Source organism: Stenotrophomonas maltophilia R551-3, from assembly GCF_000020665.1.
Taxonomy (GTDB): domain Bacteria; phylum Pseudomonadota; class Gammaproteobacteria; order Xanthomonadales; family Xanthomonadaceae; genus Stenotrophomonas; species Stenotrophomonas maltophilia_L.
Genome location: NC_011071.1, coordinates 66,738 through 89,075, shown reverse-complemented (window position 1 = coordinate 89,075; position 22,338 = coordinate 66,738). Strand labels below are relative to the sequence as shown.

General features: G+C 67.8%; 18 protein-coding genes. 8 read left to right on the top strand and 10 right to left on the bottom strand.

All coding sequences use genetic code 11. The features are described 5' to 3' along the window. Window positions 1-4: 4 nt before the first annotated feature. Window positions 5-1,225 carry an MFS transporter gene (locus tag SMAL_RS00370; protein WP_012509653.1) on the bottom strand — a complete coding sequence of 407 codons (1,221 nt, stop codon included), beginning with the start codon at window positions 1,223-1,225 and terminating at the stop codon, window positions 5-7. Then, entirely contained in the window at window positions 1,215-1,607 is a 393-nt protein-coding gene (locus tag SMAL_RS00365) for a hypothetical protein (protein ID WP_198283150.1), read from the bottom strand. The genes SMAL_RS00370 and SMAL_RS00365 overlap by 11 nt, the downstream gene beginning before the upstream one ends. Before the next feature lie 127 nt (window positions 1,608-1,734). Here SMAL_RS00365 and SMAL_RS00360 point away from each other — a divergent pair, with 127 nt between their 5' ends. Both SMAL_RS00360 and SMAL_RS00355 read left to right on the top strand, forming a co-directional pair. Then, window positions 1,735-2,682 carry a helix-turn-helix transcriptional regulator gene (locus SMAL_RS00360; RefSeq protein WP_012509651.1) on the top strand — a complete coding sequence of 316 codons (948 nt, stop codon included), beginning with the start codon at window positions 1,735-1,737 and terminating at the stop codon, window positions 2,680-2,682. Between the two features lie 144 nt (window positions 2,683-2,826). Beyond that, window positions 2,827-3,948, top strand: a complete 1,122-nt coding sequence (locus tag SMAL_RS00355; RefSeq protein ID WP_012509650.1) for a serine hydrolase domain-containing protein — start codon at window positions 2,827-2,829, stop codon at window positions 3,946-3,948. Here SMAL_RS00355 and SMAL_RS00350 read toward each other — a convergent pair. From SMAL_RS00350 to SMAL_RS00340, 3 genes are all read right to left on the bottom strand, one after another. Further along, complete coding sequence (locus tag SMAL_RS00350) at window positions 3,883-4,566, bottom strand: hypothetical protein (protein ID WP_232274001.1); 684 nt, start codon at window positions 4,564-4,566, stop codon at window positions 3,883-3,885. The genes SMAL_RS00355 and SMAL_RS00350 overlap by 66 nt on opposite strands. Before the next feature lie 120 nt (window positions 4,567-4,686). Continuing rightward, the gene (locus SMAL_RS00345) at window positions 4,687-6,102 is read right to left on the bottom strand and encodes an XVIPCD domain-containing protein (protein ID WP_012509648.1); all 1,416 of its coding nucleotides are present in this window, start codon (window positions 6,100-6,102) and stop codon (window positions 4,687-4,689) included. Between the two features lie 119 nt (window positions 6,103-6,221). Further along, on the bottom strand, window positions 6,222-7,328 hold the full coding sequence (locus SMAL_RS00340) for an SDR family oxidoreductase (protein ID WP_012509647.1): 1,107 nt from the start codon (window positions 7,326-7,328) through the stop codon (window positions 6,222-6,224). A gap of 216 nt (window positions 7,329-7,544) precedes the next feature. Here SMAL_RS00340 and SMAL_RS00335 point away from each other — a divergent pair, with 216 nt between their 5' ends. Next, complete coding sequence (locus SMAL_RS00335) at window positions 7,545-7,853, top strand: hypothetical protein (protein WP_012509646.1); 309 nt, start codon at window positions 7,545-7,547, stop codon at window positions 7,851-7,853. Here SMAL_RS00335 and SMAL_RS00330 read toward each other — a convergent pair. After that, entirely contained in the window at window positions 7,841-8,899 is a 1,059-nt protein-coding gene (locus SMAL_RS00330) for a DNA topoisomerase IB (RefSeq protein WP_012509645.1), read from the bottom strand. The two genes, SMAL_RS00335 and SMAL_RS00330, sit on opposite strands and share 13 nt — an antisense overlap. A gap of 111 nt (window positions 8,900-9,010) precedes the next feature. On the opposite strand from SMAL_RS00330, the gene SMAL_RS00325 reads away from it, so the two are divergent. The 3 genes from SMAL_RS00325 (at window position 9,011) to SMAL_RS00315 (ending at window position 15,561) form a co-directional block, all read left to right on the top strand. Then, window positions 9,011-9,400: an I78 family peptidase inhibitor gene (locus SMAL_RS00325; RefSeq protein WP_012509644.1), complete on the top strand. Its 390-nt coding sequence runs from the start codon at window positions 9,011-9,013 to the stop codon at window positions 9,398-9,400. Between the two features lie 175 nt (window positions 9,401-9,575). Further along, window positions 9,576-14,030, top strand: a complete 4,455-nt coding sequence (gltB, locus tag SMAL_RS00320; RefSeq protein WP_012509643.1) for a glutamate synthase large subunit — start codon at window positions 9,576-9,578, stop codon at window positions 14,028-14,030. 85 nt (window positions 14,031-14,115) lie between these two features. After that, window positions 14,116-15,561: an FAD-dependent oxidoreductase gene (locus SMAL_RS00315; protein WP_012509642.1), complete on the top strand. Its 1,446-nt coding sequence runs from the start codon at window positions 14,116-14,118 to the stop codon at window positions 15,559-15,561. Here the strand turns inward: SMAL_RS00315 and SMAL_RS00310 are convergent. Then, window positions 15,547-17,955 (bottom strand): ATP-binding protein, encoded by a 2,409-nt coding sequence (locus tag SMAL_RS00310; RefSeq protein WP_041864452.1) that lies wholly within the window; start codon window positions 17,953-17,955, stop codon window positions 15,547-15,549. The genes SMAL_RS00315 and SMAL_RS00310 overlap by 15 nt on opposite strands. Before the next feature lie 167 nt (window positions 17,956-18,122). Here SMAL_RS00310 and SMAL_RS00305 point away from each other — a divergent pair, with 167 nt between their 5' ends. Then, a complete protein-coding gene (locus SMAL_RS00305) occupies window positions 18,123-18,989 on the top strand; it encodes a methylglyoxal synthase (RefSeq protein ID WP_012509640.1) in 867 nt (288 codons plus the stop codon). Window positions 18,990-19,281: 292 nt separating this feature from the next. On the opposite strand, the gene SMAL_RS00300 is transcribed toward SMAL_RS00305, so the two are convergent. Genes SMAL_RS00300 through ttcA form a run of 3 tightly spaced genes read right to left on the bottom strand, consistent with a single transcriptional unit; the run spans window position 19,282 to window position 21,959 of the window. Next, window positions 19,282-20,061: a M48 family metallopeptidase gene (locus SMAL_RS00300; protein WP_012509639.1), complete on the bottom strand. Its 780-nt coding sequence runs from the start codon at window positions 20,059-20,061 to the stop codon at window positions 19,282-19,284. A 59-nt stretch (window positions 20,062-20,120) separates the two neighbouring features. Next, window positions 20,121-21,026 (bottom strand): recombination-associated protein RdgC, encoded by a 906-nt coding sequence (locus SMAL_RS00295; RefSeq protein ID WP_005411825.1) that lies wholly within the window; start codon window positions 21,024-21,026, stop codon window positions 20,121-20,123. Between the two features lie 36 nt (window positions 21,027-21,062). Continuing rightward, complete coding sequence (gene ttcA / locus SMAL_RS00290; RefSeq protein WP_012509638.1) at window positions 21,063-21,959, bottom strand: tRNA 2-thiocytidine(32) synthetase TtcA; 897 nt, start codon at window positions 21,957-21,959, stop codon at window positions 21,063-21,065. Window positions 21,960-22,049: 90 nt separating this feature from the next. Between ttcA and SMAL_RS00285 the strand changes: the two genes are divergently transcribed. Beyond that, window positions 22,050-22,253, top strand: a complete 204-nt coding sequence (locus SMAL_RS00285; RefSeq protein ID WP_012509637.1) for a YdcH family protein — start codon at window positions 22,050-22,052, stop codon at window positions 22,251-22,253. The last annotated feature ends 85 nt before the right edge of the window (window positions 22,254-22,338 follow it).

Genomic DNA, 22,338 nt, shown 5'->3' with positions numbered 1-22,338 from the left:
CGTATCAGGGGGAGTTCGTGGGTGCTGCGAAGCGGCGCATCAGCGGCCGGCACAGCAGCAACCCGAGCGCCGAAACTGCCGCCAGCGCGATGTAGTAGATGGGGTAGCCCAGTCCCTTGGCGAGGAAGCCGGACAATGCACCGCCGATGAAATTGACCAGCAGCTCGAAGCACACCAGCAAGGTGAAGTCAGTGCCGGCCTGGGCACGCGAACTGACCCGCATGAACAGGGCATACAGGCTGGTCATCGCCACATAGCGCAGCGCCAGCAGCGCGATCACCAGCACGCCCAGGCCCCACCGTGACGACGCCATCGCACCGCTGTAAAGCATCAACGCCAGCAGTACATACAACACGGTGCGCCACCAGCCAGCGTGCATCAGCAACTGCTCGGCCCGGCGCTGCTTGAGCAGCCAGGCGGCGCCCACCGCAGCCAGCATGCCGGTACCGGCGCCGCCCACCGAGATCAGCAACCCGATCTCGGTCAGGCTGAACTGCTGGTCGACCAGCAGCGGGTTGATCATCGCCATGGCCGGCGCTTCCACCAGCCGGTACAGCACGATCAGCAGCAGCGCCCAGCGCAGTTCGCGACGACGCAGCGCACGCAGGATGCTCGGCCGCGGCGCGTCGGGCCTGGCCGGCGTTTCGTTGATCCGCTGCACTGCCAGCAGGGTCAGTGCGCTCATTGCGGCCAGGCTCAGCAGGGCCACGCTCCAGCCGCGGGTTTCATACAGCCACAGCACACCGGCGCCACCGATCATGCTGCCCAGGGCCACACCCACGCTTTGCGCCATGCTGCCCAACCGGTGCTCGGCCGGCGCCAGCGCCTCCACGGTGTAGCCGTCGATGGCGATGTCCTGGGTGGCGGCAATGCTCGAGATCCACATGCCGACCAGCACGAACACGACCAGGCCATGATCCAGGCCGGTGAACGCCAGCACCAGGATCCCGGCCAGCAGCAACAGCTGGGTCAGCCACAGCCAGCTGCGGCGGCGACCGAGGGCCGGCAGATGCCAGCGGTCCACCAGTGGTGCCCACAGGAACTTCAGCGCCCACGGCAGGTAAAGCAGCGACAACATGCCGATCCAGCGCAGATCCACGCCCTGGCTACGCAGGATGGCCGGTACCGCCACGTTGTAGAAATACAGGGGCAAGGCATGCGCCATGTACAGCGCGACGATCACACCCAGGCCGAACGGCGAAGCGGCGGCGCGCTCAGTGCGCATCGGCCTGCTCCAGGTGCTCGCCAATCCAGCGCATGCCCGCGCCGGCATCGGCGGTGACGAAGTACGGCACGGCCCAGGCCGCATGCAGCGCCGGAGTGTCCAGCCGCTGCTGATCGGCGGCATCGCTGGCGATGCGCACCAGGCCCCGGCAGTACCGCCGGAAGGCGGCCTTGTACTGCTTGTACCAGACCGCCTGCAGGGCACGGTAATCGTCGCAGAAGGTGGCACCGGGCGCGGTGCTGGCAACGAAGTAGAAGGGACGGTGGGCATCGATCAGCGCCTGCACGCGGTCCAGCCAGTACCGGATCTGGTGCGCATCCACCGCGCCATGGAAGACGGCACGCAGCACCACCGCCTCGTTGATCACCAGACCCATCGCCATCGACCTTCTTGCTGAACAGGGGAAAGGGGCAGCGAGCCCCCGCAAATGAGAATAATTTGCAATACCATTGAAAGTTTAGGCGCGACGAAAGAAAATTTAGGCACGACAGCTTTCGCGGGTGCCTTGCATGCAGGTCTATTCCTGCGCCGAACTGATGAGCGCCGCCCACGCGCTGGGCGGCCGGGTCGACTTTGAATCGGGTCTCCCCGATGCGCTGCCTGTGCTGGCCGGCTGGCAGCAGGTGCAGTCGATGGACAGCGGCCTGGTGCTCTACCTCAGCCGCAGCCAGGACATGGTCGGCGGCCGCAGCCAGAACTGCCTGCCTGCGGGTCTCACCGCCAGTTTCCTGCTGCAGGGGCAGGCCGAAGTGGTCATCACCAACCAGCGCCTGCAGATGGACAGCCGCCGGGCCGGGAGCCCGGCGATGCTGGTCCACCTTCGTGAGGAGGAAGCGTTCCAGCGCCATTGGCAGGCGGGTCGCGAGGAAACCAAGGTCAGCCTGCACCTCGGCCAGGACTGGTTGTCGCGCCAGCTCGATGGCATTGCATCGGCCGGACTCACCCGCCTGCGACTGAGCCACGCACGCAACCAGGCGTGGCAACCGCCTGCGCCACTGCTGCGGCGGGCCGCAGCGTTGTTCGGGGCGGAAACGGCGGAGCCGCCTCTGCTGGCCAGCCTGCAACGCGAGAGCTTTGCGCTGGAAGTCGCGGCCAGCGTGGTTCGATCCGTGATCGCCGAACGCGAGGCGCCTGCCCCCAGCGCGCATCTGCGGCGTTGCGTGGACCAGTTGCAGCAGTGGCTGCAGAGCGGCGAGGCCGATGGCCTGACCATCAACCAGATGGCGCGCAGGCTGGGTACGAACGCCGTCGACCTGCAAAGCACCTTCCAGCAGCTGCACGGCAGCAGCATCGCCGCCTGGCTGCGCGCACTGCGCCTGCAACGGGCACACGACGCCCTGCTGCAACGGCGGGTGTCAGTGGACGTGGCAGCCAGCCTCGCCGGCTATGCCCATACCAGCAGCTTCAGTGCCGCATTCAAGCGGCAGTTCGGAAGGTCTCCTTCCCAGATCCGCTAGCCGCAGCAGGCACGCCCCGCGCACACAACCAGTACCTGCCTCGCAGCGCAGCTACTGCTTAAACCTTTTACGCACCCGCTGCATCCGATCCTCGACGCCCCGCCGGAATCCCGCATGTTCCGCCCAACGCTTCGAGTCGTGCTCATGCTCATCACTGCCCTGCCCTTCGCCGCCGTCTCTGCCAGCCAGGATCAGGCCAACGACCAGACCCGCCGGCTGATCCGCCAGATCATGCTGGAGCAGCGCATCCCGGGATTGCAGATTGCGGTGGTCAAGGACGGGCAGATCGTGTTGTCCGAGGCCTACGGTCTGGCCAATGTCGAGAACGGTGTGCTTGCCTCGCGCGACACCCGCTTTCCGCTCAATTCGGCCATCAAGGCGTTCACCGGCGTGGCCGCCGCGCAGCTGGCCCAGCAGGGGCAGCTGGATCTGGACGCGCCGGCCTCGCGTTACCTGGATGATCTTCCGGCAGCGTGGAGAGACGTACGCGTACGCCAGTTGCTTGCGCATACCTCAGGCCTTCCGGACATCCTCGATGCGAGCGGACTGCTGGGCGGTGGTACCGAAGCCCAAGCGTGGGCGGCGGTCACTGCGCTGCCGATGGAGGCGGCCTCCGGCCAGCGCTTCGCATACAACCAGACCAACTACGTACTGCTGGCGCGGATCATCGCGCAGCAATCGGGCATGCCGTACGCGCACTTCCTGGCGACCGGCCAGTTCAGCAGCGCGCGCATGGCGCGCACCACCTTTGGCGACAGCTACGATCTGATTCCGCAGATGGCAACGATGTACAGCCTGGCCCCGCGTGCAACCGACGCAGCCGATGCACCGCCGCGCCTGTCGCACTGGTTCTACGACATTCCGCCTTCACTGTGGGCCGGTGGTGGCATCCTCACCACCGCCGATGACACCGCGCGTTGGCTGGTCGCGCTGACCGACGGGCGCCTGCTTCAGGATGCACCGCGGAAGAGGATGTGGACCGCAGAGCGCCTCACCGATGGCCGTGCCGGCCCATGGGCGGGCGGCTGGCCGGTGCTGCGTGCATCGCCCGACCTTCAGGTGGCCGGTATCGGCGGTGCGCGCTCGGCCTTCGTGGTCTATCCCGACCGCGACGTCGCGGTGGTGGTGCTGACCAATCTGGTCGGCGCCAATCCACAGCAGTCCATTCCGCGCATTGCCGATTTCTATGCGCGCGCGGCCTCAACGCCCGCTCACGAACGGGTCGCCCTTGCACGGCAGCAACGGGCTGTCATCGCAGGGCCATAGCGCGGCGGGTACGGTCCTGGCCACTTCGAAGTGATCCTGGTTCCAGCGCAGGAAACCGCCGTGGATGGCATTGCCATGGTCGAAGCTGCGCGCATCGACGGCCAGTGGCTGTTCGGGGTCTGCTTCGGCCACCCAGCGCAGCACCGGCACCTTGTCCAGCGCCCCGATGAAGGCGAACAGATCACCCGCGCCCTTGTCCTGGTAAGCCGTCATGGTCGCCGCGTCGGGCAGCTCGGCCTGCGCCAGCAACGACGCGGTGACATCCTGCAGCGGTGCGGCTCCCTGTGCGATGTAGGCGCGCATGCCTGCGGTGGTTGCCGGGCAATTCTCAAGCTGTACCAGATAGCCTGTGGTGCCAGCGCTGCCGGCAAAGGAACGGATCCAGTATTGGAAGCCAGGCCCACTGCGGTCGGTGACCATGAAATCCTGCTGGTCGCCCTGTCCGGGAAGGGAGAACACCTGCACGTCGCTGGCGCCGTCCACGTCGCACTTCAGTTGCGTCAGCACCCGCCTCGCCGGTTCCGGCAGCGCACCGTAGCGGCCGCCGGGATGGGCGCTGCCAGAGGCTTCCGGCAACCCGGGCAATCCACGATCAGGCGACAAGGGCTGCGCTGGCATGGTCGACGGTTTCGACGTCGGCGCTGCGGCCGCAATATGTTCCCCGGCGGGCGCACAGGCGCTGCATGCCAGCAGCAGCATCAACGACAGGGCGGGTGTCAGGTGCGGGCGGGCCATCATTCAACGCCCTCCCATCGCAGGGGCTTCGGGCTGCTGCGCGGGCACGGGTGCCGGCGCAGCCTGCTCGCGTGATTGCTGCTGCAACTGGCGCAGGCTGGATTCCACCGGGGTGTCGCGCACCTCCGACGCATTGACCCCTGCACGCACCGCCGCAGGATCACCCGGACTGCCCTGCACCAGAAACAGCGTCTCACCGGCTGCACGACCCGCGCTGGGGTTGCTGGCCACGATCTGGTCGACCTGGGTGATGCCTGCGGCCTTCGCTTCGCGCAGCATCACCAGGCTGTAGGCATCGGCATGCTCGGCGTAGCGTCCGCCCAACGCCTGCAGGCGCGTACTGATCTGCTGCTGCAGGGCATGGTCGCGATGCTGGGGCTGGCGGGGGTCGTCATTGGCAGCAAGCGGGGCGTCCTGCCCCAGCTCACGCGCCTGCCCCGGTGCGACCGAGGTCAGCACGTACTGCCAGCGGTTCTGCCCGGGCGTGCCGCGCACCGTCGCCACGAAGTCGTCGTACTCGCCGCCACCGATGGTCTGGCAACCTGCCGAATCGGTGTTTGCCCGGCTGCCGCGGTGGATCTTGAAGGTGTCGTTGAGGTCCTGCACGCCCTGGGTATCGCGCGCGTCGAACCAACCATCGCCATTGCTGTCCCGCTCCACCCGGCCGGCACCGGCGGTTACCGCGTCCTGCGAGGGACGCAGCGCGAACTCATCGGCGTGGCCGTGGCGCGGGTGGGTGGTCGCGCGCATTTCGGTGGTGCCTTCGCCCAGTCGCCCCAGATCCTTGACCCGGTCGCCATTGACGTCCTCGCCCTCGGTCTTGGTACGCGGTGCCACGTTGCCGAAGCCCGGGCTGCGCGGCGTGGTCTTGGCATGGCCGTCGTACTGCGCGGTCGGCTCGGTCGTGGCCTGGTTGAACTCGCGCACATGGCCTTGGCCCTGCGCATCCTTCCACAGCACCACGATGCGGTCGTCGTAGACACCACGCCCGCGCGCCTCCGTGGTGCGGTTCTCGTCGCGCAGCCCCAGCACCACGCGGTCCTGCGTTGCCATTGCTTCGTTCGCTGCCGTGTTGCCGCGCTGGGCCACGATGCTGCCGTAGACGTCGTACTGCTGGGCCTGGCTCAAGCCCGCGGTCTCTGCCGCCTCGGGCATCCGCGGTGGGCGCGTCGCCTCACCCAGGCGATCCAGCATCGGGTTCACTGTGGCCGCATCTGCTGCGGCAACACCACCATTCCGGCGCAACGCCTCAAGCTCGGTGGCGGCACGCGCCGAGATGTAGCGATCCAGCGATTCCTGCACCACAACACTCTGCCCGTCGTGCAGGGCCTCCAGGCGGGCGGCGGCACCGCGCACGTCGTTCTGCCGCATCAGGGCGACGACTTCGTTGGCCGCCGCGTTGATATCCATTTCGGGCATGGTCGGTCCTTGAACGTGATCGGTTGGGAGTCAGCCTACCCCAGCAGCCCGACGGAGCTTTTGACACAGCGCACACCCCAGCACCTGCCCTATTCAGGCGGCACATGCCGTGCCCGGCCTCACCCCCGCGGCCCGCCCATCACCGGCAGGATCACCCCGCTGATGTAACTGGCACAGACCGGCGAGGCCAGGAACACGTAAGCAGGTGACAGTTCTTCAGGCTGTGCGGGCCGCCCCATGTCGCTGTCCTTGCCGAACTCCGCCACGTCCTCCGCCGGCTTGTCGGCCGGGTTCAGCGGCGTCCACACCGGACCCGGCGCCACGCAGTTGACCCGGATGCCACGCGGTAGCAATTGGCTCGCCAGCGATTTGGTGAACGCATGGATCGCGCCCTTGGTGGCCGAGTAATCGATCAGCGCCTTGCTGCCGAAGATTCCCGTTTCCGATCCTGTGTTGATGATGCTGGCACCCTCGCCCAGATGCGGCAGTACCGCGCGCGCCATCTGTATGTAACCGCCGATGTTGGTCTGCAGGGTTTCCTGCAGATGCGCGTCTTCCAGGTCTTCCAGCCGCGCGCAATGCAGCTGGAACGCGGCATTGTTGACCAGGATGTCGATGCCGCCGAACGCCTTGGCCACCTGCTTGACCGCCTTGTTGCAGAAGCGCGGATCACGCACATCACCGGCGATCACCACGCAGCGGCCGCCCTCGCGCTCCACGTGCTGGCGGGTGATGTCCGCGTCCTCGGCCTCGTCCAGGTGCAGTACCGCCACATCGGCGCCTTCGCGTGCGAACAGCACCGCCACTGCACGGCCAATGCCGGAATCGCCACCAGTGACGATCGCGCGCATGCCCCGCAGCTTGCCGCTGCCGGTGTAGTCCGGTGCAAGGAAACGCGGCGCCAGCTCCAGTTCGTGTTCATGCCCTGGCTTGGCCAGCTGCTGCGCCGGCATCGCCTCCGGCTGACGGCGTGCGCCTGCCTGGGTCGCGGTCTTCTTTGTTGCCTTCTTTTCCGCGCGCACGTCCTTGGCCTTTTCCTGGTCCTGCAGGCGTCGCTGTCGGGCCGCGACGCGCGACGCCCGTGGATCGCTGGCGGCAGCCTTGCGGGTTGCGGTCTTCACCACGCGCGGGCGATCGGGGTCGGCAGCAGTCTTCGTCGCGGTGCTGCCTTTGCGCACCTTGGGCGAGGCTTTGCGGCGGGTCAGGGTCTTCTTGGTGGTGGCCATGCAGGTCTCCTCGGGAGGGAAGGGGGTTGCCGGCCAGCGGCCGGCACTACCGGGCGCATGCGCCGCACTACCGGGGGCGGCATACGCCGCTCCTGCAGTGTCTCCACCTATGCTGTTGGCGGCAGTGAGCGCACCGTGTCCACGATGTGCACGGTATTCATTCCGCCACCACGTGCGGCATCGCACGCTGCACGCAACCACACAAGGAACGCCTCCATGAAACTTGCCATCGCCACCGCCGCCGTCTGCTTTGCCCTCGCCGCCTGCAGCAGCACACCGATGGCCCAGGTGCAGCCGATCGACGGCGTGATTTCCGGGCAGTGCCACAGCGACATGGTGCGCGGCGCACTGGGCTTGGCCGCTTCGGATGCCACCGTGGCCCGCGCACGCGTGGACAGCGACAGCCTGCACGTGCGGGTGCTGCGCCACGACGGTCCGCGGGTGCCGCCGGCCAGCGAGGGCGGCGATCGCCTGACCATCGAGAAGGGCCGCACCAACAACATCACCGCGATCTACTGCGGCTGACGACTGCGGTTGAGCCGGCGCGCCCTGCGCAGCACGCGCAGGGTGGCTTGTTCCCACTGGCGCGGCCCACGCAGGCCGGCCAGCTTGGCCAGTTCGCCGCGCTCCCAGCCGGCGAACACGCACGGGTCGATGTAGGCCTTGCGGCACACCGCCGGAGTGTTGCCCAGCAGCGACGCCACCTCGCACACCACCGCGCGCTGCGCCTGGGCCAGCGCGCGCTGGCTGGCCGGTTCCGGCAGCTCGGTGGCCGCGAACGCCTGCACCGCCGCCACGGTACCGCCCCAGGTGCGGAAATCCTTGGCAGTGAAGTCCTCACCCATCACCTCGCGCAGGTAGTCATTCACCGCGCCGGAATCCACCGGCTGCAGTGCACCTTCATCATCGTGGTACTGGAACAGCGCCTGCCCCGGCAGTTGCTGCAGGCGCCGCACCAGCAGCCCCAGCTTGCGGTCGCCCACGGTCACCTCCTGCAGCTGCCCGGACTTGCCGCGGAAGCGCATGCGTACCCGGCCGCCGCGCAGCAGCTCCAGATGGCGGTTGCGCAGCGTGGTCAGTCCGAACGAACGGTTCTGTTGTGCATAGGTTTCATTGCCGACCCGCACCAGGGTGTCGGCCAGCAGCGCCACCACCACCGCCAGCACTTTCTCCCGCGGAAAGCCTGGCCGCTTGAGATCCCGCGACAACCGCCGCCGCAGCGTGGGCAAGGCCTCGCCAAAGGCGATGATGCGGTCGAACTTGCCGGCGTCGCGCTCCTTGGCCCAGTCGGCGTGGTAGCGGTACTGCTTGCGGCCGCGCGCATCGCGGCCGGTGGCCTGCAGGTGGCCATTGGCGTGGGCGCAGATCCACACCGCGGTGTAGGCCGGCGGAATCGCCAGCGCACGGATGCGCTGCAGGGTGGTGGCATCACGCAGCGCGCGGCCATCGGCATCGCGGTAGCTGAAGCCCTTGCCGGCGCGGCGCCGGCTGATGCCCGGCTGGGTGTCATCGACATAGCGCAGGCCGGCGGCGCGGGCGGCCTGGCGTTCGGGGGTTGAGGTGGCTGACATGCCCGCAGTGTCGCCGTCGCGATGCCGCGATCCTGTCGATAACACAAGACAAACACGTGAGGGCCGGTTCGCCGCTATGCTCGGGTCTTCACAACCCCTTCCGGAGTCATGATGTCGTTTCCGATTCGCGCCCGTTCGCTCTCCGCCCTGTTGCTGCCGGCCGTGCTGGCCCTGACCGCCTGCCAGGCACCGGCGCTGGACGAACAGGATTCGGCCACCGCCCATGCCCAGCAGGCCGCAGAAGCCGCCAAGGCACCGGCCGACGACGCCGGCAAGGCCACCGAGGCCCCGCCGGTCGGCACCTGCGACGCCAGCCAGGTGCAGAGCCTGGTCGGCCAGGCCTACACCGACGCGCTCGGCAAGCAGGCGCAGGAAGACGCCGGCGCCAGCCAGGTGCGCGTGCTCAAGCCCAACGACGTGGCCACGATGGAGTTCCTCGGCGACCGCCTGAACATCGAAGTGGACGACAAGGGCGCAGTCAGCGGCGCGCGCTGCGGCTGAGTCCGACCCGGCGCCGGCACAGGGCTGCCGGCGCTTTCTGTTGCACCTGCAACCGTGTATTGCGGCGTTGCAGCAACCTGTGATCTAGTCGAGGCATCCGGTGGCCTCACGATGCGCTCCAGGGATTGAGCGGGCTTGAGTGTCCCCGTTCAATTCATTCCGCATCGAGGTAGAGATGGCCCCCCGCAACCGCCAAGGGCTTTACGACCCGCGCTCCGAGCGCGATGCCTGTGGATTTGGCATGGTCGCCCAGCTCGACGATCAACCATCGCGCCTGTTGGTTGATACCGCCATCGCCGCGCTTTCGCGCATGACCCACCGTGGCGGTGTCGCCGCCGATGGCCTGACCGGCGATGGCTGCGGCCTGCTGCTGCGCCGCCCCGATGCGTTCCTGAAACTGCTGGCCAGCGAAGCCGGCATCGCGGTCTCCGCACGCTTCGCCGCCGGCCTGGTGTTCCTGCCACACGATGCCGATGCCGCGCAGGCGTGCCGCACGCAGCTGCAGGCGCAGCTGGAAGCGGTGGGCTGCAAGGTCGCCGGCTGGCGCGAGGTGCCCACCGATGACAGCGTCTGCGGCCAACTGGCGCGCGACACGTTGCCGCGCATCGAGCAGGTGTTCGTCGATGCCGGCGTCGGCCAGGATGATGCCGGTTTCGCGCTGGCGCTGTTCCTGGCCCGTCGCCGCAGCGAACAGCAGCTGCGCGCACACGCCGACTTCTACGTCACCACCCTCACCCCGGATGCGATCAGCTACAAGGGCATGGTGCTGCCGGACAAGCTCAGCCGCTTCTTCCCGGACCTGCAGCGCCGCGAGCTGGCCTCCAGCGCGATCGTGTTCCACCAGCGCTTCTCCACCAACACGCTGCCGCGCTGGCCGCTGGCGCACCCGTTCCGCATGCTCGCCCACAACGGCGAGATCAACACCATCGAAGGCAACCGGCGCTGGGCGCAGGCGCGCAGCAAGGTGTGGAAGACACCACGCTTCGATATCGGTGAATTCGACCCGGTCATCTCCATGCATGGCTCGGACTCGCAGAGCCTGGACAACATGCTGGAACTGATGGTCGCCGGTGGCATGGAGCTGATCCAGGCCCTGCGCATCCTGGTGCCGCCGGCTACGCAGTCGCTGGAATTCAAGGACCCGGACCTGGCCGCGTTCTACGAATTCCACGGCCTCAACAGCGAGCCGTGGGACGGCCCGGCCGGCATCGTTGCCTGTGACAGCCGCTACGCCGTATGTACCCTCGACCGCAACGGCCTGCGCCCGGCGCGCTGGATGCTGACCGCCGACCGCCATTTCCTGGTCGCCTCCGAAGCGGGCGTATGGGAAGTGCCGACCGAGCGCGTGGTGCGCAAGGGCAAGCTCGGCCCGGGCGAGATGATCGCCATCGATCTCAAGCGCGGCGACCTGCTCGATTCCGATGCGGTGGACCGCATCAACCGCGGTCGTGCGCCGTACAAGCAATGGCTGCAGCAGGGCGTGACCTACCTGCAGACCGAACTGATCGACCCCTCGCTGGTGGAAGAGCCCTTCGACGAAGGCACCCTGCGCAGCTACCACAAGCTGTACCAGCTCAGCAGCGAGGAAGTGGAGCAGGTGCTGCGGCCCTTGGCCGAGACCGAGCAGGAAGCCACCGGCTCGATGGGCGACGACACGCCGATGGCGGTGCTGAGCCAGCGCAGTCGTCCGCTGTACGACTATTTCCGCCAGGCCTTCGCGCAGGTCACCAACCCGCCGATCGATCCGCTGCGCGAAGACTGCGCGATGTCGCTGTCCACCCAGCTCGGCAGGGAGACCAACATCTTCCATGCCGGCCCGGAGACGGTGAACCACGTCATCCTCAATTCCCCGGTGCTGAGCCAGCGCAAGCTGCGCCAGCTGCTGAAGATGGACCAGTACGTGCAAGCCAACCGCCTGCTCGACCTGTCCTACGGCGAGGACGAGGGCCTGCGTGCCGGCATCGAGCGCATCTGCGCCGAAGCCGAACAGGCCGCGCGCGATGGCATGGTGATGCTGCTGTTGTCCGACCGCTACCCGGTGGCCGGGCGTCCGATGGTGCATGCCCTGCTCGCCACCAGTGCCGTCCACCACCACCTGTCGCGGCTGGGCCTGCGTTGCGACGTGAACCTGATCGTTGAAACCGGCACGGCTCGCGATCCGCACCACATGGCCTGCCTGCTCGGCTTCGGTGCCACCGCGGTGTATCCGTACCTGGCCTACCAGACCCTGTTCGACCTGGGCCGCCGCGGCATCCTCAAGCTCAGCAAGGGCGGTGAGCAGTCGCAGATCGGCCGTCGCTACCGCAAGGGCGTCTACAAGGGCCTGTCGAAGATCATCTCGAAGATGGGCATCTGTACCGTGGCCAGCTACCGCGGCGCGCAGCTGTTCGAGATCATCGGCCTGGAACCGGAAGTCGTGGACCTGTGCTTCCCCGATACCGCCTCGCGCATCGGTGGCGCCGGCTTTGCGCGGCTGGATGCCGATGCACGCGAACTGTGCGTACAGGCCTGGGATGCACAGCAGGGCGTGGATGTCGGCGGCCTGCTGAAGTACGTGCACGGCGGCGAATACCACATGTACAACCCGGACGTGGTCACCACCCTGCAGCGCGCAGCACGCAGCGGCGATCCGCGTGCGTGGCAGCAGTACTGCGATGCGGTGCACGCGCGTCCGCCGTCGGCGCTGCGTGACCTGCTGGAGCTGGTGCCGGCCGCTGCGCCGACGCCGCTGGATGACGTGGCTCCGGCCAGCGAACTGTTCCCGCGCTTTGACACCGCCGCCATCAGCCTCGGCGCCCTCTCTCCGGAAGCGCATGAAGCGCTGGCCATCGCCATGAACCGCCTGGGCGGCCGCAGCAATTCCGGCGAAGGCGGTGAAGATCCCGCACGCTATGGCACCGCCAAGCGCAGCAAGATCAAGCAGGTGGCCTCGGGCCGCTTCGGCGTCACTGCCGAATACCTGGTCAACGCCGAAGTGCTGCAGATCAAGGTCGCGCAGGGCGCCAAGCCCGGAGAAGGCGGCCAGCTGCCCGGCCACAAGGTCAACGAACTGATTGCGCGGCTGCGCTATGCCAGGCCGGGCATCGGCCTGATCTCGCCGCCGCCGCATCACGACATCTATTCCATCGAAGACCTCGCGCAGCTGATCTACGACCTCAAGCAGGTCAACCCGACCGCGCTGGTGTCGGTGAAGCTGGTCAGCCATGCCGGTGTGGGCACGATCGCCGCTGGCGTGGTCAAGGCCGGTGCGGACCTGATCACCATCTCCGGTCACGATGGTGGTACCGGTGCGTCGCCGGTCAGCTCGATCCGTTATGCCGGCGTGCCGTGGGAGTTGGGCATTGCCGAAGCACACCAGGCGCTGCTGGCCAACGACCTGCGCGGGCGCACGTTGCTGCAGACCGATGGCGGCCTGAAGACCGGCCTGGACGTGGTCAAGGCCGCGCTGCTGGGCGCGGACAGCTTCGGCTTCGGCACCGCGCCGATGATCGTGCTGGGCTGCAAGTACCTGCGCATCTGCCACCTCAACAACTGCGCCACCGGCGTGGCCACCCAGGATGAGCGCCTGCGCGAGAATCACTTCACTGGCCAGCCCGAGCGCGTGGAGAACTTCTTCCGCCTGCTGGCCGAGGAAGTACGCGGCTGGCTGTCCTACCTGGGCGTACGCTCGCTGGAAGAGATCGTCGGCCGTACTGACCTGCTGCGGCAGATCGATGCCGCGCCACGCGACGGCGTGCGCGTGGACCTGTCGCGCCTGCTGGCCGACAGCCGCTACGAAGGCAGCCACTGTGCCGCGCAGCGCCTGTACGAATCGCCGGACAGCCTGGCCACGCAGATGGATGGCCTGCTGGCGCCGGCCATCGAGCACAAGCGCGGCGGCGAACACCGCTTCCTGATCCACAACACCGACCGCAGCATCGGCACCCGCCTGGCCGGTGCGGTGGCACGCGCGCATGGCAACCAGGGCATGGCCGAATCGCCGCTGGAACTGCGCTTCCGCGGCAGTGCCGGGCAGAGCTTCGGCGCGTTCAACGTCGGCGGCCTGCATCTGGAAGTGGAAGGCGAAGCCAACGACTACGTGGGCAAGGGCATGGCCGGCGGCCGCCTGGTGGTGCGTCCGCCGCGTGGCGCGCGCTTCGAGGCACGCAGCACGGCCATCATCGGCAACACCTGCCTGTACGGCGCTACCGGCGGTGAACTTTTCGCAGCGGGTCGCGCTGGCGAACGTTTTGCGGTGCGCAATTCCGGCGCGCTGGCGGTGGTGGAAGGCGCCGGTGACCACTGCTGCGAGTACATGACTGATGGCGTGGTGCTGGTGCTGGGCAAGGTCGGCCTGAACTTCGGTGCCGGTTTCACCGGCGGCCTGGCCTACGTACTGGACGTCGACCGCGATTTCGTTGACCGCTACAACCACGAGCTGATCGACATCCATCGCGTCTCCGCCGAAGGCTTCGAGAACTACCGCCAGCACCTGCACCGCCTGATCGGCCGCCATCGCGAGCTGACCGGCAGCATCTGGGCGCAACAGATTCTCGACGAGTTCCGCGACTACATCGGCAAGTTCTGGCTGGTCAAACCGAAGGCCGCCAGCATCGAGTCGCTGACCGAAACCCTGCGACGCGCCGCCTAACGGCAGTGCCGGCCGCTGGCCGGCAACCCAGGATCACGTAGTGCCGGCCGCTGGCCGGCAACCGGAAAACATCAAAGAGCCCGCCATGAGCCGCAAGCACGCCTTCCAGTTCCTCGACCTGCCCCGCACCATGCCGCAGCGCATCCCGGTCGAACTGCGCACCTCCGGCGACTGGGGTGAGCTGTACGGCAAGTTCGGCAAGGAAGACGCCCAGTACCAGGCCGGCCGCTGCCTGGATTGCGGCAACCCCTACTGCAGCTGGAAGTGCCCGGTGCACAACGCCATTCCGCAGTGGCTGCAGCTGGTGCAGGAAAACCGCATCCATGAAGCGGCCACCCTGTGCCACAGCACCAACCCGTTGCCGGAAGTGTGCGGCCGGGTCTGCCCGCAGGACCGGCTGTGCGAAGGCAGCTGCACGCTGGAGGAGTTCGGCGCAGTGACCATCGGCGCGGTAGAGAAGTACATCGTCGATACCGCGCTGGCCACCGGCTGGCGGCCGGACATGGCCGCCGTGCAGGCCACCGGCCACACGGTGGCGGTGATCGGTGCCGGCCCGGCCGGCCTGGCCTGTGCCGACCGCCTCGCGCATGCCGGCATCACTGCCGTGGTCTACGACCGCTACGAGCAGGTTGGTGGCCTGCTGCAGTTTGGCATTCCCAGCTTCAAGCTGGACAAGGACGTGATCCGTCGCCGCCGCGAGGTGCTCGAAGGCATGGGCGTGCAGTTCCGCCTGGGCGTGGAGGTCGGCCGTGACGTCAGCCTGCAGCAGTTGCTGGACACGCATGACGCGGTGTTCCTGGGCACCGGCGCCTACCGCTACACCGATGGCGGCCTCGACGGCCAGGACCTGAAGGGCGTGCTGCCGGCGTTGCCGTTCCTGGTGCAGAACAGCCGCATCGTCGGTGGCGATGATCCGCACGGCCGGCCGATTGCCGGCTGGGAAGACACCATCGCCCTGCCCGACCTCAACGGCAAGCGCGTGGTGGTGCTCGGCGGCGGCGACACCGGCATGGACTGCGTGCGCAGCGCGGTGCGCCTGGGCGCGGCCAAGGTGACCTGCGCCTACCGCCGCGACGAGGCGAACATGCCCGGCAGCGCGCGCGAAGTGGCCAACGCGCGCGAGGAGGGCGTGCGTTTCCTGTTCAACCGCCAGCCGCTGTCGATTGAAGCCGGTGCCGATGACGAAGTGATCGGCGTGACCGTGGTCGAGACCCGCCTCGGCGAGCCCGATGCCAATGGCCGCCAGAACGCGGTGCCGATCGAGGGCAGCGAATCGCTCCTGGAAGCGGACGTGGTGATCATCGCGTTCGGTTTCTCGCCCACCGTTCCGGCGTGGCTGGCCGAGCACGGCGTGGAGGGCCAGACCAACGGCCGCATCGTGGCTGGTGGCAAGGACAGACTGCCGTTCCAGACCGCGCATCCGCGCCTGTTCGCCGGCGGTGATGCGGTACGTGGGGCCGACCTGGTGGTGACCGCCGTGGCTGAAGGCCGCGACGCCGCCGCCAGTATCGTCCGGCTACTGGCGCACTGAATCCGGCGCCAGCAGCACCGCCAGCAATGCACGCAGTTCGCGCGGCTCCACCGGCTTGGCCAGGAAGTGATCGATGCCGGCGTCGCGGCAAGCCTCGCGGGTGCGTTCCAGCACGCTGGCGGTGAGCGCGATGATCGGTACCCGCGCGCGGTGCTGGCAGGTGTCTGCACGGATCGCCCGTGCCAGCGCGAAGCCATTCATGCCCGGCATGTGGCAGTCGGTGATCACCAGTTCAAATGGCTGCGACTGCCAGGCCTGCAGGGCCTGCGCTCCATCGGCGCAGGCATGCACCTGCAGCCCCAGGTCGTGCAGGCGCTGCTCCAACAGCTGCAGGTTGGTGGGATGGTCTTCGGCCACCAGCACCCGTGCCGGTGGCAGTGGCTGTTCCTCGGCGATCGCAGGTGACGGCGCGCCAGCAGGCAACTCGCAGGCACTCAGGTCCAGCTCCAGCCATACCGTGGTGCCCTCGCCGGTCGCACTGTGCAGCTGCAGGTCTCCCCCCATCGACACGGCCAGCTCACGGCAGATTGCCAGGCCCAGTCCACTGCCGCCGAAGCGGCGCGTGGTCGAAGCCTCGGCCTGGGTGTAGGCGCCAAACACCGCCTGCTGCCGTTCCGCACTGATGCCCACACCGCTATCGCTTACCTGCAGGCGCAACCGCTGCCCCTGTGCGTGCTGCTGCAGCACCTGCACCCGTAGTTCCACCCCGCCATGCAGGGTGAACTTGAGCGCATTGCCGACCAGGTTGAACAGGATCTGGCGCAGCCGCAGGCTGTCGGCCAGCGACCCGGCCTGCAGTGCAGGATCGAGATGGATCTGCAGGTACAGGCCACGGCTGGCAGCCACCGGCAGCAGCAGCTGCTGCACTGCCCGCAGCAGCGCGGCCAGGTCGGTAGGCTGCCGCTGCAGTGGCGCAGGCTGCAGGCGCTGGCTGTGCAGCACATCGTCAAGGATCTGCCGCAGCATCTGCGCGGCGTCGCCGATGGTGGCCAGCACCTGTTGCTGGCGGTGGTCCAGATCGCTGGCGGCCAATCGTTCGAGCATGCCCAGCAGCGTGCTCATCGGCGTGCGGATCTCGTGACTCATCGTCGCCAGGAAGTGGGTCTTGGCCAGCGCGGCCTGCTCGGCCTCGCGCCTTGCATCTGCAAGCGCCTGGGTACGTGTGTGTACCTCGCTGACATCCATCCAGTAGCCGCTCCACTCAACGTTGCTGTCATCGCACGCCAGCGTGCGGCCCTGCGAATGCACCCAGCGCCAGCCCTGTGGCGAGCGCGTACGGAAGGTGACGTCGATCGGTCCACGGGCCAATGCGGCCGCTTCGACACAGTCCATCACCAGAGTCCGGTCATCGGGATGGACCGCGGCCAGCAGCCGCGGGTGGTCGATCCGCGCGGTCTCCACGCTCACCCCGAACAGCGCCTGCACATCGCCGGCAATCTGCGGAAAGCTGTAGTCCCCGGTAGCGGTGCGGCGCGCCTGGTAGACCACCGCCGGCAGGTTCGCGGTCACTTCCTGCAGGCGCTGCGCGGCCACGCGACGCCTTGCGCTTTCGCGGTGCACGCGCCAATAGCCGAAGGCGTAGACCAGCGCCAGCGCCAGCAGGATCAGCGAGGCCGGTACCAGCCAACGCAGGGGCGATGAGGACGGCGGGTTGCGTGGCTGGTCCGGCAGCCATCCCGTGCGGATCACGTCGCGCTGCGTGTCGGTCAGCTGCGACACGGCCTGCTCGAAGCCGGGAATGACGCCGGCACAGGCCGGTACGGTGGCCAGCACAAGCGCATCGTCGAACCCGGCTGGCGCGGCAATCACCAGCCGATCGCCCTGGTACCGGCGCAGCCCGGCCTCGACCTCGCCGAGGTTGGCGATCACCGCGTCGACCAGACCGGTGCCCAGCAGCGACAGCGCATCATCCAACGGCGCCGGCGGCAGCAGCTGTGCACCCGGAGCCTGCTCGGCCAGCAGCGCGGCCAACGGCAGCCGGTCGGGACTGGCCACCGCGCGCTCGCGCAGGTCTTCCAGGCCCAGCACCGGCCGCGCATCGGCGCGGCGCACGATCACCTGCGGCAGCTGCAGGTACGGTGCACTGGCCACCCAGCCGGAAGGCAGCTGCGAGCGCGGCCAGCCCAGCAACGCCTGGGTGGCGGGCGGCAACAGGCCTTCGACGACCGCCGTGGCCGGCAGCGGTTGCGCCTGCAGCGGCCGTTGTTCGCCCAGCAGGTTCAGGTAGGCCGCGCTGACCCCTTCGGCCTGCCCCTCGATCGCGGACGACAATGGCGCCCGATCGGAAGGCCAGGCAATGCGCAGCGGTGTCTCGCAGCCAGCGGCGGACGCGGTTGCGGGCAGCATCAGGCAGGCCATGACAGCAACAGCTGCAGGGAGGCCGGCGGCATTCACGGTGGACGTCCTCATCTCGCAGGCGGAAGAAACGGCCGCGCAGCGGTACCGCTGCCTGACACGCTATCGACGTGCGGGCGGGCGGCAATGAAGAAAGTTGCAAAAGCATCCAGAAGTGCAAATGGCGACATACACTGCCGCCTTCACCCGTACCTGCGGAGCTCTTGATGCGTATCGGCCTGGCTGCCAACCGTCTCCACCACCACGACGTGCGCGCCGCCCTGTTTCGTTGGCTGCGTGCCAGTGAGGCTGGCCTGCGCGAACTCGGTGTGTCGCTGCACGCGGTCGGGCGCACCCATGACGCGATCGAACGGCACGGCTTCCTGGCCGGATACGGCGGCCTGCACCGTTATCCCTATGGCCGCGAAGGCGGGTTGATGAAGCTGGTCGCCGAGGTGGTCGGCATGGGTCCGGATCGGACGCTGGATGGCGCGATCTATCTGATCGACCCGGTCGATCCATCCTCGGTGTTCCCGGAAGCGACCGCGCTGAAGCGACAGTGCGTGATCCACGGCAAGCCGTTCATTTCAACGGTGGCGACGGCGCGCGACTGGGTCGAGGTCGAACGCATCCACGCTGGGCTGGCGGCCGATGCCGGCGCCGACGATCTGCATGCGTTCGAAGACCAGACGCTGGCGCTGATCGCGCACGATGCGATGAAGCCGGCGATGCTGGCCTTCGCCGATGAGCACTTCGAGGTACTGGCGCGCTTTGGCGAGCGCGTGGCAACCGGCACCACCGGCCAGCGCTTGAACGAGCTGGCCTGGAGCCGCGGTTGGCCCAGCGATACGCCGTGGGTGACGCGCTACCAGAGTGGCCCGATGGGCGGGGATGCGCAGATTGCTGACCGGGTGCTGGAAGGCCGCTGCCAACGCGCGATCTTCTTCGAGGATCCGCATGTGGCGCGCCAGCACGAGGCGGATATCCAGCTGCTGGAGCGTGCGGTGACGACGGTGACCGACCAGGCGGTGTGCATTACGGCGCCACGGGTGGCGGCGCGTTGGGCGACGGCGGCGGCGTTGCGGGCGGGTTGAGGGTTTCGGCCAACGGCTGAGCCCCTCGTGGTGGGTGGGGCCTGCGCGGTCATGAGGTTGGCCGGGATGGGTGGAATTGCGGGGGACGCCGTGAACCCATCCATGGTGGCTTGGCCGCGGCATCCATGCCGCGGACACCCCCGCAATCCCACCCATCCCGTCCTTCGACAGTTTCCGGTGTGCCCACCACGGAAGAAAGAAAGAAGAGCAGGAGCGGGTCGCGCGCTGCGCACGCTCCTGGCCCATGCTCGGTTGCATTCAACGGCAGCCGAGCGTGGGCTCGGCTCTACAGTTACAGAAGCTGGCGAAGCATGGCTTTCAAGCGGCGCCCTTCCAGCTGGAAGTAGTCGCGCTGTTCGCGCCAGGCGGGGAAGCGTTGTTCCACTTCGTGCCAGAACGCGGGCGAGTGGTTGGCCTGGATCAGGTGGCAGAGTTCATGCACCAGCACGTACTCGAAGGCTTCCGGCCGGCCCAGCACCAGCGCCAGGTCCAGCGCCATGCTGCCATCAGGTGCCAGTGAACCCCACTGCGAAGACATCACCTTCAGGCGCAGACGGCTGGGTGCGCGCGGCAGGCCCGGCAGGTACTTCGGTAGCCAGCGGCCGACATCGGCGCGGGTCTGGGCTTCATAGAACTCACGCAGCAGGCGGCGCAGAGTGGCGTCGCCGGCACGGGTCGGCCATTGCACGCAGGCACCGTGGTCGTCGAGCTCCAACCGTGCATAACGGCCTTCCTGCCAGCGCAGCGGCAGCAGTTCACCGCGCAGCGGCAGCACGCCGGCTTCGCCCGGCTGCAGGGGTGCTGGCAGTTCCTGGCTCTGGTACTGGCGCAGCTGCAGCGCCAACCAGTCGCGGTGTTGTTCCAGGAAGCGTTCGCCCATCACCAGGCTTGCCCGCGGCGGCAAGGTCAACCGCGCGCCACGCTCGTCCACGCTCAGCTTGATCCGGCGCGCACGCGGATCACGCACGCGCAGCACCTCGATCTCGGCATCCTCCAGGCGCAGGCGAACGGTGTCGCGCTGCACGGTGGCGGGCGGGGTCGGGCTGATCAGGCGGCGCAGCAGACGGCTCATGTACCCAGCATAGCGCCGCTTCGGGCCGCCGGATGACCGGCGGCCGTCGGGCTGCCTGTTCAGTCAGCCTTGCTGAGCTTGAAGGCTTCTTCCAGCAACAGGAACAGGCGGCGGATCTCGGCACTCTGCAGGGCGAAGCGGGCATCGAACTCGGCGCGGCGGCCATCTTCGTCTGCATGCTCCAGCTGGTCCAGCGCGCCGTCGAGGAACTTCAGCTTGCGCACGATCAGGTCGTCGCCGATGACGAAGGACAGGTTGTCTTCGAAGATCAACGCCAGCTTGGTCACCTGCTTGCCGGCGTCCAGGTGCTTGTCGATCTCGTCGCAGCGCAGTTCCTGGTGCTGGCACTTGACCACCGCGCCACCCTCCACCGGGTCCTTCATCTCGCACTCTTCGCCCAGGCTCAGCCCGGTCGGCAGCGGCTCGCCGGCGATCCAGCCGGTCAGGATCGAGCGCGGCGCGACTTCGGCGTTCAGCGGCATCGCCGGGAAGCTGCCGAGCAGGCCACGGATGTCGGACATGAAGTACTCGCCGGTCTTGCGGCTGGAGGTATCCACCGCGACGTAGCCGTGCTGCAGGTCGATGAAGGCGTCGTTGCGCGAGGACTTCACGAAGGCGCGCGGCAGCAGTTCATGCAGCAGGTCGTCCTTCATGCGCTTGCGCTCGCGGCCACCGGGGCGGCGGCCTTCCTTCTCCTCGATCTCCTCCAGCTTGCGCTCGAGCAGGTCGTTGACCACCGCTGCCGGCAGGATCTTGTCCTCGCCGCCTACGGTCAGCCACAGGTGCTCGGCGATGCGGTGGGAGAGCAGTTCCTTCTCCTCGCGGCCGAACGGCGAGATGAAGCCGCGCGAATTCATTTCCAGTGCGCCGACCGGCTTCAGCAGGGCGTGCGGCAGCAGCGTGTCGACTTCGGAAAAATCGGTGGTGGTCGGGAAGCGGAAGAACGTCAGGTTGCGAAAGAACATGGAATTCCGGTGTCTGAAGGAGAAGGGCGCCCGACCTTAGTCGGCAGGCGTCTCGGGGACTGCGTCGGCCAGCCAGGCATCGGCATGCGCGGCATGCCCGCTGTGGCCCAGGGCCCTGAAATCGAACAGGGTGGCATCGGCCAGTTGTGCTGGCCGTACATCGGCCATGGCGCGTGCGATCTGTTCGATACGGCCCGGATGGTCCTGGTCCCACTGCTTGAGCATCAGGCCGACCTGCCGACGCTGCAGGCTTTCCTGGCTGCCACACAGGGTGCAGGGAATGATCGGGAAACGGCGGGCCTGCGCATACTCGGCGATGTCGTGCTCGCGCACGTAGGCCAACGGGCGGATCACCACGTGCTGGCCATCGTCGCTGAGCAGCTTCGGTGGCATGGCCGCCAGCTTGGCATGGTGGAACAGGTTCATGAACAACGTAGCCACCATGTCGTCGCAATGATGGCCCAGCGCGATCCGGGTGAAACCGTGCGCCTTGGCGTGGTTGTACAGCGCGCCGCGGCGCAGGCGCGAGCACAGCGAACACATCGTCCGGCCTTCCGGAATGACCCGGCTGACCACCGAGTAGGTGTCCTGCTCGATGATCTGGTACGGCACGCCCAGCGCGGCCAGGTACTCCGGCAGGACATGCTCGGGGAAGCCGGGCTGCTTCTGGTCAAGGTTCACCGCGACCAGTTCGAACGGCACCGGCGCCCTCTTCTGCAGCTGCAGCAGCAGGTCCAGCAGGGTGTAGCTGTCCTTGCCACCGGACAGGCAGACCATGACCTTGTCGCCCGCTTCGATCATGCCGAAGTCGGCGATGGCCTGGCCGACCTGGCGACGCAGCCGCTTGCCCAGCCTGTCCTGCCCGGGCCCGGCCACGCGCGGGCCACGCGAAGCGCGCTGCGGGGGATCGGGCAGGGAAATCACGGCGGTCATCGGCCCATTCTAACGGCTTGCGGCAGCCTGGACCCCGTGTCGGGATTCCCCTCTCCCGGCAGTCATCATCGCTGTGTATGCTCGGAGGCTGTGGACACCTACAGCCCCGCCGAGATCGTCGAACACCTCGCCGCCCTGCGCGCCGAGCACCGCCTGCTGGATGAACAGATCACCCGCATGGCCGCCAACGGTGAAGACGAGCTGGAGTCCAAGCGCCTGAAGCGGCGGAAGCTGCAGCTGAAGGACTGCATCGCCAAGCTGGAAAGCCTGCAGATTCCCGACGAACCGGCCTAAAGACGGCCCTGGTGGGTGCCAACCCTGGTTGGCACGGCTGGAAGATGTGTGGACCAAGGTCCACACCCACCGCATGGCCCAGCGC